The following is a 16974-nucleotide window of genomic DNA, read 5'->3' on the forward strand; positions in this document are numbered from 1 at the left end:
GTCCGGCATGTTCTGGCGCGGCGTCCTCGGCTATCTGCCGGTCAATATCGCACAGGGCGTGGTTGGCCTTCTGACCATCGTGCTGTTCACGCGGGTGCTTAGCCCGCAGGCCTATGGAACCTACGCCCTGGCCTTCTCGGCCCTGAGCCTGACCCAGACGATCCTGCTGACCTGGACCGAAGCGGCCATGGCCCGGTTCCAGGCGGCGCGCGAGGCCGATGGCCGTTTGCCCGACCATTTCGCCACCCTCTATCGCCTGTGGGGCGCAGCAGCCCTGGCGACCCCGGTGGTCGCGGCCCTTGTGCTGCGCTTCGCTCCCCTCGACGCCCCGATGAAAGTGGCCCTGGCGGCCGCCTTCGCGACGGTAGTCATCAAGAGCCTGACCAAGCTGTCGCAGGAGCGCCGCCGTGCGGCGGGCGACGTCTCGGGTGCGGCCCTGCTGGATATCGTCCAGACGGTGGGTGGATTTGGGCTGGGCCTGATCCTGGCCCTGATCGGCCTGGGCGGCGCGGCCCCGATCCTGGGCATGGGCGCGATCTCGCTGCTGTGCCTGGTCTTCATCTTGCCTGCCGAACTGGCGCGCATGGTCGGTGGCCGGTTCGACAAGGCTATGGCGCGTGACTACGCCGCCTATGGCCTGCCCGTGTCGCTGTCGCTGATCCTGGCGCTGGTGCTGTCCACAACCGATCGCTTCCTGCTCGCCGCCTACCTCGACGAGGCTACGGTGGGCGTCTATCACGCCGGCTATTCGCTGGGCAGCCGTACCCTGGATGTGGTGTTCATCTGGCTGGGCATGGCCGGCGCCCCTGCCCTGATTGCCGCGCTAGAACGCGGCGGACCGGCAGCCCTGAAGGACGCCGCCCGCGAGCAGGCTTCGTTCATGGTCCTGCTGACCCTGCCGGCTGCAACGGGCCTGGCCCTGGTGGCCTCGCCCTTGGTCGAGTTGATGATCGGCGAGTCGCTGCGCTCAGGTGCGGCGCACGTCACCCCCTGGATCGCCGCAAGCGGCTGGCTGTCGGGCGTGACCACCTACTATCTGCTTCAAGCCTTCACCCTGGGCCGGCGCACACCGATGCTGATCGCCAGCATGGCGGTTCCGGCGGCGGCCAACCTGATCCTGAACCTGTTGTTGATCCCGCGCTTTGGCCTGAACGGCGCCCTGTGGGCCACCACCGCCAGCTATGCGCTCGGCGCCGTCGCGGCCTGGGTTCTGGGCCAGAGCGCCCAGCCCTTGCCTGTGCCCTGGAGCACCCTGGTCAAGGCTGGTGGCGGCTGCGCCGTGATGGCCGGTGCCGTGCTGCTCCTGCCCTCGCCCGGCGGACTGTTTGAACTGATCCTCAAGGCCGGTGTCGGCGCGCTCGTCTATGGCGCAGTCGTCCTGGCGCTGGATGTTGACGGCCTGCGCGCGCGTATCGCCGCCCTAATCGCGAGCCGGAAGGTGCGCCCCGCATGACCTCCCCCGCCACCGAGACCCTGACCGACAACGCCGCCTGGGCCAGCGCCCAGCCGCGCCTGTCGGTGCTGATCCCCACCTATCGCGATGACCCCTCCGCCCTGCTCAAGGCGCTGGATGATCCCAGCGCCCGCGCCGAGATCATCGTCCTGGACGACGGCGGCGGCGACGCGGACCTGGTCGAACGGATCGCCAGGCGCGTTGAGCGCCTGCGTGTCCCAGCACGTCTGATCCGCCTCTCCCATAATGAGGGCCGCGCTCGGGGGCGAAATCGCCTCGCCAGCCACGCCCGCGCTGGACACTTTCTGTTTCTGGACAGCGACATGCTGCCCGACCCGCAAGATTTCCTGGCCCGCTGGAGCGCCTTGGTCGAAGGCGAGAACACACCCGTTGCCTTTGGCGGCTTTACCCTGGACCAGACCCCGCAAAGGCCCGAGCACGCCCTGCACCGGGCTATGGCACTTAAAAGCGACTGTACCCCGGCGCCTGAACGCGCCCGGGAGCCGGAAAAGCATGTCTTCACGTCCAATCTTCTGGTCCGCCGAGATGTCTTCGAAACCGTCGGTTTCGACGAGGGCTTCGCCGGCTGGGGCTGGGAGGATGTGGAATGGGCCATGCGGGTGGGGCGCCAGCACCCGATCCTGCATGTGGACAATTCGGCCAGCCATCTGGGCCTCGACACCGCTCCGGCCATGGCGGCCAAATACGAGCAGTCGGCCGCCAATTTTGCGCGGGTCGTCGCTGCCCACCCCGACATCGTCAGTGGCTATCCCAGCTACAAGGTGGCCAAGGTCCTAAGGTCGCTGCCCCTGCGCGGGGTCTGGCGACCGTGGCTGAAGGCCTTCGCCCTGATGGAGGCCGCGCCCTTGCCGCTGCGCGCCTTCGCCCTGCGGCTCTATCGCGCCGCCCTCTATGCCGAGGCTGTCTGATGCAGGTTTCCCACGACAAGGTCGACGCCTACGAACCCGACCGCACCCTGAAAGGCAAACTGCGCCGCCGGCTGATCCGCCTCGCCCATCGCCGCCCGGCGCGGGTAAGACTGGAGCGGCCGATGGTGTCGTTCAGCTTCGACGACGCCCCGGCCACGGCCTGTGAGACGGGCGCGGCGATCCTGGAAGCCCGCGGCCTGCGCGGCACCTACTATTTCGCCGCCGGCCTGACTGGGCGGGACGGCCCGATGGGCCGGTTCGCGACGGGACAGGACGCCGCGCGACTGCACGCCGCCGGCCACGAAATCGGCTGCCATACCTTCTCGCACCTGGATTGCGGACAGGCCTCGCGAGAGACGACCCTGGCCGATATCGACCAGAACGCACAGGCTCTGACCGACTGGGGCGCGGGCCAGCCCGTCAGCTTCGCCTATCCCTACGGCGACGTCGGCGCGCCGGCCAAGACCCTGCTGGCGACGCGATTCAAGACTGTTCGCGCCCTTCACCACGGGCTGATCGCCAATGGCGCAGACCTCAACCAGGCCCCCGCCGTCGGCGTCGAGGGTGAGGACGGTGAGGCGGTGGCGCTCAAATGGCTGGACCGGGCCCATGCTCGCAAGGCCTGGCTGATCCTCTATACCCACGACGTCAGCGAAACCCCCTCGCAGTGGGGCTGCTCGACGGGCGCGCTGGAGCGGCTGGTGGACGGGGCGATCAATGCCGGGTTCGATGTCGTCACCGTCGCCGAAGGCGCTCGGCGGATCGGCCTCTAAACTCCCGGTCTCGCATCGCTATCGCGGAAAACCGGTTCCCACTTTTCCGCACGATGCTTTAGCGCGCCAGTTCGCGGTCCGGAAAGGCCAGCTTGGCTGCGAAGGCCACGAACAGCACCCAGCGGAAATCATTGTAGCCGACGGCGATGCTCTCGGTCAGCGACACCAGGCTGAACACGACGAGGAACGGGAAGACCAGCAGAGCCCCACGGTCACGGAACACCGAGATGATCGCGAGGGTCATCGTCTGGATATAGAACAAACCCCAGGCGGCCAGCCCCAGCAAGCCCATGCCCAGCCACTGCTCCAGCCAGGAATTATGCGCGTGCTGGGCCTGAAAGCCGGCGTCCTTGCTAATCCAGGCAAAGGGACCCCAGCCGCTCTTGTCGTCCCACACGGCGGCATAGCCATAGCCGAGCCAGGGTTTTTCCTCGATCTGACGCATGGCTGCGGCCCAGATCTTGGTGCGACCGGTCAGGGTGGCGTCCTTGCCCAGTATGGCGAAGAAGACGTCTGACGCGACCAGCAGGAAGGCGACCAGCAGGACGACGCCTGTCACGCCGGTCCAGGTCACCGCTGCACCGGCCGCCGGATTGCGTTGCGCCGCCAGCACGAAACCCAGCGCGCCGAAGCCCAGCATCAGCGAGACCAGCGAGGTTTTCGACGTCGACATCAGCACCAGCACCACCGCCAGGCCTGCAAACGGCCACCACAGCCTGGCCCGCCTGGGATTGAGCAGGGCGGCGGCAGCCAGGATGCAAAATCCGAAGGCCATCACGCCGCCGAGTGCGTTTTTCTCCATCCACAGGCCGCGCCAGGCGCCCGGAAACAGCTCTGTCATCACGCCGATCGACGGAACCGCCAGGCAGACGCCAAAACAAAGCACGATCAGGATCGCGAAGGTCGCAGCCACCACCTCGGCCAGTTGCGCCCAGGTAAACCGCGCGGCCAGGACAAGTCCACCGAGCGTGGTGCAGATGACTGCGAATGCCCGGCGCGAGGTAACGTCGGGCGCGATGGACCACAGTACCGATCCTGCCACCACCACCATCAGGAAGACCAGGAACGGTTGCCGTAGCGTGGCGCGGATCAGGTTGCGTGGATCCAGGGCGATCAGGGCGAATCCGGCGGCATAGGCCGGCAGATAGGCCACGCGCATGAAACCCGAGGCCGAGACGCTGGCGGTTTCGCCAAACAGGGGCAGCTCCCATCCCCGGCTATAGATCAGCAGCAGGAACACGGCAGCCGAGACAGTGGCGATCTGGGGCAGGAGGAGCCGGGCCCTCCCGGGAGACATCACGGCAGGATCGCTTTCAGGAAGCCGGGAGGCTGCACCGAGACCTGGTTGAAGAACACGCCGGCGCAGCGACCTCCGGCCGCCGCCAGGGCGTCGCGAAGCTGGGCGGGCGGCTTGACGTCAGGCTGCTGGGCCGAGACCACCAGCACCGTCTGGTCCATATGCTGGGCTATGGCCAACCCGGCTTGAGAGCGGTCAGCCGAGGGGCTGTCGATGATCACTACCTCGGCATGCTGGCGAAGGGCGGCCCAGTATTCCGCGCCGGGGATGACATGGACCTTCTGCGGGCCGCGCAGGGCCTCACGGTTGAAGCGCGTCACCCAGAAGCGCGAACCGCCCACCCCGTAGGCGGACAGATAGCGTGCATCGGGCCAGACGCCGCCGTCGGGACGCGGCGCAGGCGGCTGGACGGTGAAAAAGGCTGACCCGTCTGGTGAAGCAGCGACCGGCGGCCCCAACGCGCCATAGCGCTCCGCGTCGCTTGAGATCGCCTGATACTGGGCGGCTGTTCCCAGGTCCATGTCGACCAGCCAGGTCTTGCGAGCCGCCCGACGGGCGGTGAACAGCGCCAGTTCACGAGCAACGGTCGAAGCCCCCTCGCCGCGACGCGCCGAGATGACCTGGAGCACATAGGGGCGACCGGGCGGGGGCGCACCCAGGGAACCCCACAACTCCGCCATTTCGGCGTTCAAATCCACCATTCGTCGAATCGCCGCGCGTTCAGGGCTTACAGGCTAACGTTATTCGCCCAAGGCGCGAAAGGCGACCAAAGCACTCACCGCTTAACCCCGGCCGTTGCCAGCACCGGGAGGCCCAGGGTGCGCGAGGCGGAGGCCGCCGTCTGCAGGCCCGGCCGCAGGAACATTCGCACCAAACCGGCGCAGGCGGCGGTGAAGGCTGCAAACAACAGGGTCAGGGCCAGGATCGGCTTCTTCAGGCTCTTGCCTTCTGAGGGCGCGACGGCGCGCTGAACGATGCGGATATTGTCGCTACCCTCCGACGACATTCGCCGCTGGGCCTCGTCCTGCTGCTCTTTGACGGTGTACTCCCGCACATTGGACGACAACACGTCGCGGTCCCGGGTGAGTTGGTTGAACTGGGGCTCCAGCTCTGACAGGCGCAGCAAGCGCTGGTTCACATCCAGAACCTGCTGGCCATAGGTGTTTAGCGACTCGCGCAGGGCGGCCACTTCGGCGCGCAGGTCGTTGCGGGAGGTCTGAAGGGTCTGCCAGATCGGATTGGGTCCGCTGCGACGGGCGCTTTCGCCCGTGGTGCGCCCCGCCGCCACGCCCTGTTCCAGCTGGGCGATCTGGGCCTCAAGATCGCGGACCGGCTGGGCGTCGGGCCGATAGCGCGACAACAGCCCCTCGCGATCCAGGCGCATCTGCGCCAGTCGCGATGACGCCGAGGTGTCGGTGTCGCGATAGAGCACCGTCTCGGCCGGGGTGCGGGCCAGTTCCGACTCGATGGCGTTCAGCCGTCCAAGACGGTCCTGAAGCTGGGCCTCGATGGCGTACTTCTGCTGTTCCGCCTGAGACTGCAATTGGTTGAGCGTGGACTTCTGGGCGGTGAAATCGCCAATATCATTGGTCGACAGGAAGGCCTGATAGCTGGCGTCGGTCTCGGCCAGCTTGCGCTCGAACAGGTCTCGCTGGCGTTCCACCACGCGGTCGTCAGCACCGATCAGCAGGCTGCGGCGATAGATCAGGTACTCTTCCAGAAGGGTGTTGAGCACCTTCTCGGCCATCTCGGGGTTTTCGTGCTGGTAAGACAGGCGAATGATCGAGTTATCGGGCGCGGTCTCGATCTTCAGGTTACGGGCGATATTGTCCCGGCCCTTGGCGATCAGGCGGCGCTTACCCTCAGGCGTCGCGGTCACATATTGATGGCCAAGGCTGGGAAACAGCGCCGCAAAGCCGATCTTGCGGATTGCCCGTTCGCGCAGTTCACCGCTGCCCAGGATCTCGGCCTCGGACTGGATCACCTGATCGACATCAGGCACCGCGCCCCGCGCGGCATCACCGGCCAGGGGCTCATAGACATATTCCTGGCCCAGGCGAACGAACAGGCTGGACTGGGCGGTGTAGCTTTTCTTCAGCGTCATGGAAAAAGCGACGCCCAGCGCCACGATCACCAGGAAAACCACCAGCATCAGATAGCGCTCGCGCCACAGTAAAGTGACGAAGTCGGTAGGCGCATAGTGGGCGCGCGTCGCCCAGTCGCGGCGCGACGGCGGGTCATGCGGCACACTGGTCCAGGCGCTCGTCGTCGACATGCGAATCCGAAGGGTTCAATCTCACCTTCAAACTGGCCACCCGGCCTTAAGGCTTCGTTACCCATTCCTGTTAAGACTTGTCGCATGCAAAGGCGCACGCACATCTCAACGGCTTTGGCCCTCCTGCTCCTGGCGGGCGGCGCAACCGCTTGCGGCCACGTGGACAGCGAGCCCCTGACCCCTGCCCCGCGCCCGACGGCAAATTTCCCCAACATCGGTTATGCTGACTGGTCTGAAGCCGAGCCGGCCTATCGCTTCTATCCGGGCGACGAGGTCGAGGTGACGGTGCCGTCGGCGGCCGAGTTGAACAAGTCGGTGGTGGTGCAGCCTGACGGCCGAATCGCCCTCCCCCTGATCGCACCGGTCATGGCGGCCGACCGCACAATCGGCGAGCTTCAGGGCGCGATAACCCAGGCCTACTCCGGCCAGCTTCTGCGGCCGCAGGTGCAGGTTTCGGTCAAGGCTGCGACGCCGCTCAAGATCTTTGTCGGCGGCGAGGTGGGCAATCCCGGCGTCTATGACATGGCCGGCGACGGCGACGCCCTGCGCGCCATCATCCAGGCCGGCGGCTTTAAAAGCACGTCCCGGCGCAATCAGGTCGTTATCATTCGCCGCGGCCCTGACGGTCGCGCCATGATGCGCACGGCTGATCTGCTCAAGGGCCTGAGTCGCCCTGGCGAAGCCGATCTGGTGCCGCTTCGCCGGTTTGACGTCGTCTATGTCCCGCGCAGCGGCGTGGCCGAGGGCGGATTGTTCATGCAGCAGTATTTCCGTGACCTGCTGCCGGTCAGCTTCAGCTACGCCATCAACGGCTTCGGCGGCTAGGCCGGGGCATCGTCAACAGCGCCCAGCGCTGAACCCGAAAGCCGGGTTCAGCCGTGGGCCAGCCATTCCCGCGCAGCGCGCTGGGCTTCAGCGACATCTTCGCTGGCCATCTCCTGCGAGATTTCCTTGCGATAGATCTTGGCTTCAAGCGACCCGCGCATGGCGGCGAGGTTGAACAGCATGTGCGCCGACACATAGTCCAGCGGCGCGCCGCCCTGACCGGTCGAATACAGCAGGCCCATGCGGAACAGCTCGTCACCCGACGACTCGGCGGACGGCAGCGGCAAGGCGTGGGCGGCGGGGGGTTCGATGCTCATCATCATGACTTCATCTCCTGTCAGGCCCCTCCAGCGTTCTGCCAGATCCCGAGCCTGAAAGCAGGAAAGTCCATCGCCACTGAATATATAGTTAAATGGCGAAACATCATGAACTAGAGACCGAATACACACCTTATTCACGGACGTTACTAACCGTAAATCGCGGTATACAGCGCATTAACGCGCATGCAGGCCAAACGCCCTTCAACGACCCTATTGGCGGCTTTTCCCGCGCCTTGAAGGGATTTAGGCCGCGATCCCGGGGGGCGCTTCCGCTTTAGAACCACCAGGCCACGGATCTCAGTGCCTCGAAGGATGCTCCGGTTGCTCGAGGGCGCAAGCCAGAGCCTGCTGCCGAAACGACCAATGGACAATTGGCCGCACATTAAAGGGACAGCGCCGGGGACGACGGCACGCCCGGAGGGGCCCAGCCTGACAGCCTCATTCAGGCGCGGTTCAGCCGGCCGGCGCGAGGATCGTCTCCAAGGTCGAGGGACATGGCGGGGTCAAAGCCGCACGACCAGGAAGGAGACGAGAAGATGAAACGTCTTTTGCTCACCATCGCTGCCATCGCTTCGGTGGCCGGCCCCATGGCTGCCATGGCCACGGATGCGTCTGCGCAGGATCGCGGGCGCTGGGACCGCCGGGAAGATCACTGGGACCGCCGCGAGGATCGCCGCGACGCCCGTCATGACGGCGGACGCTGGGATCGCCGCGAAGATCGCTGGGATCGCCGCGAGGACCGTTGGGATGCCCGCAGCCGCTGGGATGGTGGCCGCCACAACGGCTACTATTACAACGAGCGCTTCCACTACGGCGCGCCGCCGGCTCACTACTATGGCCGTCCGGGCTATCGCCCCGGCTATGAGTCGTGGCGTCGAGGCGGCTATCTGCCGAGCTACTATCGCGGCGGCGGCTATGTGGTGCGTGACTATCGCTACTATCGCCTGCGCCCGCCGCCCCGGGGCTACTACTGGTACCGCACCGGCAATGACTACGTGCTGGCCGCCATCGCCACGGGGCTGATCTTCGACGTTATCGCCAATCACTAGATCTGGCGACCTGGGTGCATAGCGAAAAGGCCCGCCGCGAATGCGACGGGCCTTTTGTCTGTTCAGAGCCACAAGGCCCTTACAGGCCCAGCTTGGCCTTCAGCAGGTCGTTGACGGTGGCCGGATTGGCCTTGCCGCCCGTCTCCTTCATCACCTGGCCGACGAACCAGCCGATGGCCTGGGGCTTTTCCTTCACGGCCGAGGCCTTTTCAGGATTGGCCGCGATCAGCTTGTCGATGGCCGCCTCGATGGCGCCGGTGTCGTTGATCTGCACGAGGCCGCGCGCCTCGACGATCTCCGCCGGACGCCCCTCACCGGCCCACATGTGTTCGAAGACCTCCTTGGCGATCTTGGAGCTGATGGTGCCGTTCTCGATCAGCTCGACCAGCTGGGCGATGTCCGACGACGGCAGCGGCGAGTTGGCGATCTCGTGGCCGCCCGCAGACAGCTTCGAGAGCAGCTCATTGGTCACCCAGTTGGAGACCAGCTTGGCGTCACGCCCCTTGGCGGCGGCCTCGAAGTAATCCGCCCGGTCACTCTCGATGATCAGCACGCCGGCGTCGTAGGCCGACAGGCCATACTGGCTCTGCAGGCGCGCCTTCTTGGCGTCCGGCAGTTCCGGCAGGGTCTCTTCGATGCGCTTGACCCAGGCCGCGTCGAGGATCAGCGGCAGCAGGTCGGGATCGGGGAAGTAGCGATAGTCGTGCGCTTCTTCCTTGGACCGCATCGAGCGGGTCTCGAGCTTGGTCGGATCGAACAGGCGGGTCTCCTGGTCGATCTTGCCGCCGTCTTCCAGGATCTCGATCTGGCGACGGGCCTCGTACTCGATCGCCTGCTGGATGTAGCGATACGAGTTGACGTTCTTGATCTCGCAGCGGGTGCCCAGGTGGCTGAAGCTGCCGGTCTCGCGGAACTTCTCGTAGTCGCCTGGGCGGCAGACCGAGACGTTGACGTCGGCGCGAAGGTTGCCCTTCTCCATATCGCCGTCGCAGGTGCCCAGATAGACGAGGATCGTGCGGATCTTCTTCACATAGGCCGCTGCCTCCGCCGAGGTGCGCATGTCGGGCTTGGAGACGATCTCCATCAGCGCCGTGCCTGCACGGTTCAGGTCGACATAGGTGGCGTTCGGGTCCTGGTCGTGCAGCGACTTGCCGGCGTCCTGTTCGAGGTGCAGGCGCTCGATCCGCACCTCGAAGGTCGAGCCGTCGTCGTGCTCGACGCTGATCACGCCCTCGCCGACGATAGGCTGGTCGAACTGGCTGATCTGATAGCCCTGCGGCAGGTCGGGATAGAAGTAGTTCTTGCGATCAAAGCGGCTCTTCAGATTGATCTTGGCGTTCAGGCCCAGACCCGTCTTGACCGCCTGCTCGACGCAAAAACCGTTCAGCACCGGCAGCATGCCGGGCATGGCGGCGTCGACGAGGCTGACCTGCTCGTTGGGACCGGCGCCAAAACCCACGGCGGCGCCGGAGAATAGCTTGGACTTGCTGGCCACCTGGGCGTGGATCTCGAGGCCCAGAACGATTTCCCAGGGGCCGGTGCGGCCTTGAATGGTTTTGGATTGATCGGTCATCGCGCTCACCACCACTTCGCGGCCTTGGCCTTGAAGCCGGCCGCTTTTTCCAGCGCCCCGGCCACCGAAAATACCGTGCCCTCATCCAGCGGCTTACCGATGATCTGCAGCCCCAGAGGCAGACCGTTGGCGTCGAGACCCGCAGGCAGCGACAGCCCCGGCAGACCCGCCAGGTTGGTCGTCACCGTGAAGACGTCGTTCAGATACATAGCGATCGGGTCATTGCTGTTCTCGCCCAGACCGAACGCCGCCGAGGGCGCGGTCGGGGTGAGGATGGCGTCGCAGCGCTCCCAGGCCTTGTCGAAGTCCTCGGCGATGCGGCGACGCACCTTGAGGGCCTTCAGGTAGTAGGCGTCGTAATAGCCGGCCGACAGCACATAGGTGCCGATCAGGATGCGGCGCTTGACCTCGTCGCCAAAGCCTTCGGCGCGGGTGTTCTCATAGATCTCGGTCAGGTTGCCGCCCTCGGCACGCAGGCCGTAGCGCATGCCGTCATAGCGGGCCAGGTTCGACGAAGCCTCGGCCGGAGCCACGATATAATAGGCCGGCAGGGCGTATTTGGTGTGCGGCAGGCTGATCTCGACGATCTCGCAGCCGGCGTCCTTCAGCCAGGCGATGCCGTCGGCCCACAGCTTTTCGATCTCGGCGGGCATGCCGTCGACGCGGTATTCAGCCGGAACACCGATCCGCAGACCCTTGACCGACTTGCCCACGAACTGGGTGAAGTCGGGCACCGGCACGTCGAGGCTGGTCGAGTCCTTGGGGTCATGGCCGCACATAGAGGTCAGCAGCAGGGCCGCGTCCTCGACGGTCTTGGCGATGGGCCCGGCCTGGTCCAGCGAACTGGCGAAGGCCACGACGCCCCAGCGCGAGCAGCGGCCATAGGTCGGCTTGATGCCCACGGTGCCGGTGAAGGCGGCCGGCTGGCGGATCGAACCGCCGGTGTCGGTGGCGGTGGCGCCCAGGCACAGGTCAGCGGCCACGGCCGCAGCCGACCCCCCCGACGAGCCGCCCGGGGTCAGGGCCTTGTTGCTGGCGGTCGAGCGCCAGGGATTGGTCACCGGGCCGAAATAGGAGGTCTCGTTCGACGAGCCCATGGCGAACTGGTCAAGGTTCAGCTTGCCCAGCATCACCGCCCCGTCGCGCCACAGCTGGCTGGTGACGGTCGACTCGTATTCCGGAACAAAGCCTTCGAGGATCTTCGAGCAGGCCGTGGTCTGCACGCCCTTGGTGCAGAACAGGTCCTTGATGCCCAGCGGCGCGCCGTCCAGCGGGCCGGCCACGCCGAGGGCGCGACGGGCGTCGGAGGCCGCGGCCATCGACAGCGCCTGCTCGGGCGTCTCGACGATGAAGGCATTCAGGGCGCGCGCGGCCTCGATGGCTTCGATATGGGCCGTGGTCAGTTCGACCGAGGTGAACTCGCCCTTCTCAAGACCGTCAACGGCGGCCTTCAGGGTCAGGGAGGTAAGGGCGCTCATTATTCGACCACCTTGGGCACGACGAAGAAGCCGTCGACGGACTTGGGCGCGTTGGAGGTGATCACCGAGGCGTCGCCGCCCATGGTCACAACGTCGTCACGCAGCGGCGCGCCGGCCCCGACCACGCTGGTCAGGGGCTCGACGCCGTCGGTATCGACCTGCGCCAACTGCTCGATCCACGCCATGATGCCGTTCAGTTCCTGGGCCAGGGGCTCCAGGCGATCTTCGGGTGTGGCGATCCGCGCGAGCCGCGCGACCTTGCGCACTGTGGCGACGTCAATGGCCATTGGGGGCCTCCTGAATTCCAAGCGGGTGGGTTAGCCGCCGAAGGGGCGCTTTGACAAGGGTTCCCTTGTTGGGAGGGCGCTTCCCCGTGTTATGACGCGTTCATGCCTGTTCTCGACATCGAAGATTTCGCCGCCGCCATTCCCGATTACCTGCCCATCGTGGGTCTCGATCCCGGCGAGAAGACCATCGGCGTGGCCGTGTCCGACGTCACCCTCACCGTCGCCAGTCCCCTGGCCCTGATCAAAAAGACCAAGTTCAGCGAGGACGCGCAGACGCTGTTCAAGCTGATGAGCAGCCGCAAGGCGGCCGGCATCGTCATCGGCCTGCCGATGAACATGGACGGCACCGAGGGCGTCCGCTGCCAGTCCAACCGCGCCCTGGGCCGCAACCTGCTGCGCCTGCAACCCCATGTGCCGATCACCTTCTGGGACGAGCGCCTCTCAACCGCCGCCGTCACCCGGGTGCTGATCGAGGAGCACGACGTCAACCGCAAGCGCCGCGCCGAGGTGGTCGACAAGATGGCCGCCGGCTGGATTTTGCAGGGGGCGCTGGAGCGGATGCGGGGGATACGGGAAGCGGCGGGCAAGGTTTAGGTGGGAAGTAAGGTGATACGGCACCGCACTGCACAATCCGCCCAAACACGAATTGTCGATTACTATTGTGTATTCATCAGGGGCGTTTGTTCTGATCAACCCCGTCCCAGTGTTCCGGCTTAATCAGATATTGAAACGGCCATACTCCCTTACGTGATCTACCGCATCGAGGGCAATTCTTGTCGGGCACATATTCTAGCCCATAGCCTAGCGAGCCTTTGCTACGAACACCTAATCTACAGCGGGGACATTTTACGCTATTGGCAATTAATATTGCCATAAATGTAACAACAAAAGGAATGAACGTTTTGATATTATTCGCATCAAAAGCGCCAATTCCAATTATAAATGAAAACGCTGCAAGCATCATAAACAATAAAATGAATATCTGCACCACCTTTAATCCCCCACCACCATCTGAGTAAATATTTATCTCAACCAGCATTTGCGACCAAATACTTTGGAACAATATTAATTGCACACTTAATATCGTTTCCATATGGGAAATATTCGCCAAAACTGCTTTAGCAAGACGCGCCCTGGGCCGCAACCTGCTGCGCCTGCAACCCCATGTGCCGATCACCTTCTGGGACGAGCGGCTCTCCACCGCCGCCGTGACCCGGGTGCTGATCGAGGAGCACGACGTCAACCGCAAGCGCCGCGCCGAGGTGGTCGACAAGATGGCCGCCGGCTGGATCCTGCAGGGGGCCCTGGAGCGGATGCGGGGAATGCGCGAAGCGGCGGGCAAGGTATGATCGGCTGAAATCCTCTCCCTGAAGGGGGAGGTGGTCGCGTAGCGACCGGAGGGGGTAGTCGGCTGAGCCCGCATCACTCCCCTCTCCGTCGGCTTCGCCGACACCTCTCCCTTCAGGGAGAGGATTTAAATACGCGCGGCACCGCGACCTCACGCGACATCTCGCTGAGCTATGGGAAGGGCTACGGAGCGTCCGAGCCTCGCCCGGATGAGAGATAGAGAATACCGTTTCGACGAAGATCAGACGCTCCGAGCAGTCGTTCTTTCAGAGGCGTGCGGCGCTTGAACCCTGTTCGGGCCTCGCCGCCTTTAAGCCTCCGACGGGCGGACCGGGGCGCGACCCCGTTCCGGACTGCCGGTTCTCCCGAACCGGCCTGCTGCTCGCCCGACCCCTGACGTGACGTCGTTTTAGTGTTCCACGGCCGACCGCCGCCAGACACGAAAGGGTTGGCAGCCCAGAGCACAAGGCACTCGTCCCGCCATCGTTTGAGCTTCCCGCTCGACCACCCCGAACAGCCGCAACGGTCGCTGGCCTTGCGCCCTTCCCGTGCTGTCCGGTGAAGTCATTATGCGGGGCGTTTTGAGCGCGTCTGACGGCGCGGTACGAGATTTTTGCAGGGCGTTGATTGGGTTGAGTTTTGTGGGTGATCCGCCGGGGATGGAGGGCGCTGTATCCCCGCACTTGCCCCCTACGGGTCACTTCGCGACCGTCTTCCCCCAGAGGGGGAAGATGATCTCATCCGCCCCCTTTGGGGGAGGACGACCTGCGCAGCAGGTCAGGAGGGGGCCTGCGGCGACGGCCGGTTATCCCCCATCGCACGCACCCGCCGCCTTCCCTCGCCCGGCAAAGCCGCCTATGACACCGTTTCATGACGGCCAAGCCCCATGATCCCGCCCGCGTCGCCCTCGACGCGATCCGCAAGCGCGCCTTTGCGTTTCCCAGACGCCATTTCCTGTCCGCCGGCGACCTGAACGCCCCCCAGGCGGCCGACCTGCTGGACCTGGCCGAGGCGTTCGTCGCCTTCAACCGCCAGACCACCAAGTCGCTGGACCTGCTCAAGGGCCGGACGCTGATGAACCTGTTCTTCGAGAACAGCACCCGCACCCAGTCCAGCTTCGAGATCGCCGGCAAACGTCTGGGCGCCGACGTCGTCAATATGAGCCCGCGCACCTCGTCGATCACCAAGGGCGAGACCCTGATCGACACCGCCGTGACCCTGAACGCCATGCGGCCCGACCTGCTGGTGGTGCGCCACGCCTCGTCCGGCGCGGCCTCCTTGCTCAGCCAGAAGGTCAGCGGCCACGTGATCAATGCCGGCGATGGCCAGCATGAGCATCCTACGCAAGCCGTGCTGGACGCCCTGTCGATCCGCCGCGCCTTTGGCCGCGTCTCGGGCCTGACCGTGGCGATCTGCGGCGATGTTCTGCACAGCCGCGTGGCGCGCTCGAACGTTTCCCTGCTCCACACCCTGGGCGCCAGCGTGCGTCTGGTCGGACCGCCCACCCTGATGCCGGCCCAGGCCGAGCGCTGGGGCGTGACCGTGCACCACGACATGAAGTCGGGCCTGGCCGGGGCCGATGTGGTGATGATGCTGCGCCTGCAGCTGGAGCGGATGCAGGGCGGCTTCGTGCCCTCAACCCGCGAATATTTCCGCTTCTATGGCCTGGACCGCGAAAAGCTGTCCCGCGCCGCGCCGGGGGCCAAGGTCATGCACCCGGGCCCCATGAACCGGGGCGTCGAGATCGACAGCGACGTGGCGGATGATCCGGCCGTCAGCCTGATCCAGGATCAGGTGGAAATGGGCGTCGCCGCCCGGATGGCGGTGCTGACCAGCCTCGCAGCCCGGCTGGAGGCCGACCAATGAACGCGCGAAACGAGCCCTCCCCCTCGATGGGGGAGGGTTGGGTGGGGGTGTTGGCACAGCGTTCGGGCGCTTGGCACCCCAGGGCTCCGAGCCTCTCGGACCCCTACCGTCACCGCCTCGCCAACACCCCCATCCCCGGCCCTTCCCCCATCGAGGGGGAAGGGAGAGGACATAGACCATGAACGCGCCCCAGCCTTTCGCCTTCGTGAATGCCCGCCTGGTCGATCCCGAGAGCGGCTATGACGGCCCCGGCGGGGTCATCGTCTCCGAGGGCGTGATCGCCGACGTGGCCAAGGGCCGCGAGTTTGGCAAGCTGGGCAAGGGTGTGCGCGTTGTAGATTGCGGCGGGGCGCTGCTAGCGCCCGGCCTGATCGACCTGCGGGTCAAGACCGGCGAGCCCGGGGCCGAGACCAAGGAAACCCTGGCCAGCGCAGCCCGCGCCGCTGCGGCCGGAGGCGTGACCAGCATCGTCGTGCAGCCCGACACCGATCCGGCCATCGACGATCCCAGCGTGGTCGACTTCATCCTGCGCCGCTCGCGCGACATCGACAGCGCCCGCATCCTGTGCGCCGGTGCGGCGACCAAGGGGCTGCGCGGCGAGCAGATGGCCGAGATCGGCCTGATGCGCGAGGCCGGCTGCGTCTACATCACCGATGCCGACCGCCCGATCGTCGACAGCAAGGTGATGCAGCGCATCCTGACCTACGCCAAGGGCTTCGACACCCTGCTGGCCCATCGCCCGCTGGACATGTGGCTGGCCAAGGGGGGCGCGGCGATCGGCGGCGAATTTGCCGGCCGCATGGGCCTGCCCTCGATCTCGCCGATGGCCGAGCGGATCATGCTGGAGCGTGACATCGCCCTGCTGGAAGCCACCGGCGGGCGGCTGCTGGTTGACCAGATCACCAGCGCCGGCGCGCTGGAAACCCTGGCGCGCGGCAAGGCCAAGGGCCTGCGCCTGCATGCCAGCGTATCGATCAACCACCTGTCGTTCAACGAACTGGACATCGGCGACTATCGCAGCTTCGCCAAGGTCACCCCGCCCCTGCGTGGCGAGGACGACCGTCAGGCCCTGATCGAGGCCCTGGCGTCCGGCCTGATCGACATCGTCGTTTCCGCCCACGCCCCGGCCCCGGCCGAGGACAAGCGCCTGCCGTTCGACGAGGCCGCCCCCGGGGCCATCGGCCTGGAAACCCTGCTGCCGGCCCTGCTGTCGCTGTATCACGATGAGCGCCTGCCGCTGGTGGATTTGATCCGCACGGTGACCCTGGCCCCGGCCGAACTGCTGGGCCTGCGCGGCGGCCGCATCGCGCCGGGGGCGCCGGCCGATCTGGTGCTCTGCGACATCGACGCGCCGATCATCGTCGATGCGGGAAAGCTGCTGTCCAAGTCGAAAAACTCACCGTTCGACGGGCGCAGGCTGCAGGGCCAGGTGCTGATGACGCTGGTCGATGGACGGGTGGTGCATCGGGCGGAGGGGTGAGGCCCGTGTCGGACAGTCGACC

At 65.8% G+C, this 16974-nt stretch carries 16 protein-coding genes and 1 pseudogene; 9 read left to right on the forward strand and 8 right to left on the reverse strand.

The window, feature by feature from the left end:
- The first annotated feature begins 7 nt into the window (after window positions 1–7).
- From hfsF to hfsH, 3 genes are read left to right on the forward strand one after another with little or no spacing between them, the layout of a single operon-like run.
- The gene (gene hfsF / locus ACW179_RS17460; protein WP_492060726.1) at window positions 8–1453 is read left to right on the forward strand and encodes a polysaccharide biosynthesis protein HfsF; all 1446 of its coding nucleotides are present in this window, start codon (window positions 8–10) and stop codon (window positions 1451–1453) included.
- Window positions 1450–2382 (forward strand): polysaccharide biosynthesis protein HfsG, encoded by a 933-nt coding sequence (gene hfsG, locus ACW179_RS17465; protein ID WP_492060727.1) that lies wholly within the window; start codon window positions 1450–1452, stop codon window positions 2380–2382. The genes hfsF and hfsG overlap by 4 nt, the downstream gene beginning before the upstream one ends.
- Complete coding sequence (gene hfsH, locus ACW179_RS17470) at window positions 2382–3155, forward strand: oligosaccharide deacetylase HfsH (protein WP_492060728.1); 774 nt, start codon at window positions 2382–2384, stop codon at window positions 3153–3155. The genes hfsG and hfsH overlap by 1 nt, the downstream gene beginning before the upstream one ends.
- A gap of 58 nt (window positions 3156–3213) precedes the next feature.
- Here hfsH and ACW179_RS17475 read toward each other — a convergent pair whose 3' ends face one another.
- The 3 genes from ACW179_RS17475 to ACW179_RS17485 form a co-directional block, all read right to left on the reverse strand.
- Window positions 3214–4452, reverse strand: coding sequence for an O-antigen ligase family protein (locus ACW179_RS17475; protein ID WP_492060729.1), 1239 nt, complete (start codon window positions 4450–4452; stop codon window positions 3214–3216).
- Entirely contained in the window at window positions 4452–5153 is a 702-nt protein-coding gene (locus ACW179_RS17480; protein WP_492060730.1) for a P-loop NTPase family protein, read from the reverse strand. Before ACW179_RS17480 ends, ACW179_RS17475 begins: the two co-directional genes overlap by 1 nt.
- Window positions 5154–5227: 74 nt before the next feature.
- Window positions 5228–6727 carry a GumC family protein gene (locus tag ACW179_RS17485; protein ID WP_492060731.1) on the reverse strand — a complete coding sequence of 500 codons (1500 nt, stop codon included), beginning with the start codon at window positions 6725–6727 and terminating at the stop codon, window positions 5228–5230.
- Window positions 6728–6811: 84 nt separating this feature from the next.
- On the opposite strand from ACW179_RS17485, the gene ACW179_RS17490 reads away from it, so the two are divergent.
- The gene (locus ACW179_RS17490; protein WP_492060732.1) at window positions 6812–7552 is read left to right on the forward strand and encodes a polysaccharide biosynthesis/export family protein; all 741 of its coding nucleotides are present in this window, start codon (window positions 6812–6814) and stop codon (window positions 7550–7552) included.
- Window positions 7553–7599: 47 nt separating this feature from the next.
- Here ACW179_RS17490 and ACW179_RS17495 read toward each other — a convergent pair whose 3' ends face one another.
- Complete coding sequence (locus tag ACW179_RS17495; protein ID WP_492060733.1) at window positions 7600–7875, reverse strand: sel1 repeat family protein; 276 nt, start codon at window positions 7873–7875, stop codon at window positions 7600–7602.
- Window positions 7876–8408: 533 nt separating this feature from the next.
- On the opposite strand from ACW179_RS17495, the gene ACW179_RS17500 reads away from it, so the two are divergent.
- The gene (locus tag ACW179_RS17500) at window positions 8409–8921 is read left to right on the forward strand and encodes an RcnB family protein (RefSeq protein WP_492060734.1); all 513 of its coding nucleotides are present in this window, start codon (window positions 8409–8411) and stop codon (window positions 8919–8921) included.
- Between the two features lie 79 nt (window positions 8922–9000).
- Here the strand turns inward: ACW179_RS17500 and gatB are convergent, their stop codons facing one another.
- From gatB to gatC, 3 genes are read right to left on the reverse strand one after another with little or no spacing between them, the layout of a single operon-like run.
- Complete coding sequence (gene gatB / locus ACW179_RS17505) at window positions 9001–10494, reverse strand: Asp-tRNA(Asn)/Glu-tRNA(Gln) amidotransferase subunit GatB (protein ID WP_492060735.1); 1494 nt, start codon at window positions 10492–10494, stop codon at window positions 9001–9003.
- A gap of 5 nt (window positions 10495–10499) precedes the next feature.
- Window positions 10500–11972: an Asp-tRNA(Asn)/Glu-tRNA(Gln) amidotransferase subunit GatA gene (gene gatA / locus ACW179_RS17510; protein WP_492060736.1), complete on the reverse strand. Its 1473-nt coding sequence runs from the start codon at window positions 11970–11972 to the stop codon at window positions 10500–10502.
- Window positions 11972–12259 (reverse strand): Asp-tRNA(Asn)/Glu-tRNA(Gln) amidotransferase subunit GatC, encoded by a 288-nt coding sequence (gatC, locus tag ACW179_RS17515; RefSeq protein ID WP_492060737.1) that lies wholly within the window; start codon window positions 12257–12259, stop codon window positions 11972–11974. Before gatC ends, gatA begins: the two co-directional genes overlap by 1 nt.
- A gap of 102 nt (window positions 12260–12361) precedes the next feature.
- Between gatC and ruvX (ACW179_RS17520) the strand changes: the two genes are divergently transcribed.
- Window positions 12362–12853, forward strand: a complete 492-nt coding sequence (gene ruvX / locus ACW179_RS17520; protein ID WP_492060738.1) for a Holliday junction resolvase RuvX — start codon at window positions 12362–12364, stop codon at window positions 12851–12853.
- 76 nt (window positions 12854–12929) lie between these two features.
- Here the strand turns inward: ruvX (ACW179_RS17520) and ACW179_RS17525 are convergent, their stop codons facing one another.
- Window positions 12930–13370 carry a hypothetical protein gene (locus ACW179_RS17525; RefSeq protein ID WP_492060739.1) on the reverse strand — a complete coding sequence of 147 codons (441 nt, stop codon included), beginning with the start codon at window positions 13368–13370 and terminating at the stop codon, window positions 12930–12932.
- Between the two features lie 10 nt (window positions 13371–13380).
- Here ACW179_RS17525 and ruvX (ACW179_RS17530) point away from each other — a divergent pair.
- The 3 genes and pseudogenes from ruvX (ACW179_RS17530) to pyrC all read left to right on the forward strand — a co-directional run.
- Window positions 13381–13608 (forward strand): annotated as a pseudogene (gene ruvX, locus ACW179_RS17530) (Holliday junction resolvase RuvX); the annotation flags it as partial.
- Window positions 13609–14476: 868 nt separating this feature from the next.
- The gene (locus ACW179_RS17535) at window positions 14477–15472 is read left to right on the forward strand and encodes an aspartate carbamoyltransferase catalytic subunit (RefSeq protein ID WP_492060740.1); all 996 of its coding nucleotides are present in this window, start codon (window positions 14477–14479) and stop codon (window positions 15470–15472) included.
- A 178-nt stretch (window positions 15473–15650) separates the two neighbouring features.
- Window positions 15651–16952, forward strand: a complete 1302-nt coding sequence (gene pyrC, locus ACW179_RS17540; RefSeq protein ID WP_492060741.1) for a dihydroorotase — start codon at window positions 15651–15653, stop codon at window positions 16950–16952.
- Window positions 16953–16974 lie beyond the last annotated feature (22 nt).

The sequence above is a fragment of the Caulobacter sp. AVps18 genome (assembly GCF_058681425.1).

Bases quoted from the DNA above. Each gene is read 5' to 3' on its own strand.
- gatB (WP_492060735.1), bottom strand. From the start codon at position 10,494: ATGACCGATCAATCCAAAACCATTCAAGGCCGCACCGGCCCCTGGGAA.
- ACW179_RS17475 (WP_492060729.1), bottom strand. From the start codon at position 4,452: ATGTCTCCCGGGAGGGCCCGGCTCCTCCTGCCCCAGATCGCCACTGTC.
- hfsG (WP_492060727.1), top strand. From the start codon at position 1,450: ATGACCTCCCCCGCCACCGAGACCCTGACCGACAACGCCGCCTGGGCC.
- hfsF (WP_492060726.1), top strand. From the start codon at position 8: ATGTTCTGGCGCGGCGTCCTCGGCTATCTGCCGGTCAATATCGCACAG.
- ACW179_RS17480 (WP_492060730.1), bottom strand. From the start codon at position 5,153: ATGGTGGATTTGAACGCCGAAATGGCGGAGTTGTGGGGTTCCCTGGGT.
- ruvX (WP_492060738.1), top strand. From the start codon at position 12,362: ATGCCTGTTCTCGACATCGAAGATTTCGCCGCCGCCATTCCCGATTAC.
- pyrC (WP_492060741.1), top strand. From the start codon at position 15,651: ATGAACGCGCCCCAGCCTTTCGCCTTCGTGAATGCCCGCCTGGTCGAT.
- gatC (WP_492060737.1), bottom strand. From the start codon at position 12,259: ATGGCCATTGACGTCGCCACAGTGCGCAAGGTCGCGCGGCTCGCGCGG.
- hfsH (WP_492060728.1), top strand. From the start codon at position 2,382: ATGCAGGTTTCCCACGACAAGGTCGACGCCTACGAACCCGACCGCACC.
- ACW179_RS17490 (WP_492060732.1), top strand. From the start codon at position 6,812: ATGCAAAGGCGCACGCACATCTCAACGGCTTTGGCCCTCCTGCTCCTG.
- ACW179_RS17535 (WP_492060740.1), top strand. From the start codon at position 14,477: ATGACGGCCAAGCCCCATGATCCCGCCCGCGTCGCCCTCGACGCGATC.
- ACW179_RS17500 (WP_492060734.1), top strand. From the start codon at position 8,409: ATGAAACGTCTTTTGCTCACCATCGCTGCCATCGCTTCGGTGGCCGGC.
- ACW179_RS17485 (WP_492060731.1), bottom strand. From the start codon at position 6,727: ATGTCGACGACGAGCGCCTGGACCAGTGTGCCGCATGACCCGCCGTCG.
- ACW179_RS17495 (WP_492060733.1), bottom strand. From the start codon at position 7,875: ATGATGATGAGCATCGAACCCCCCGCCGCCCACGCCTTGCCGCTGCCG.
- gatA (WP_492060736.1), bottom strand. From the start codon at position 11,972: ATGAGCGCCCTTACCTCCCTGACCCTGAAGGCCGCCGTTGACGGTCTT.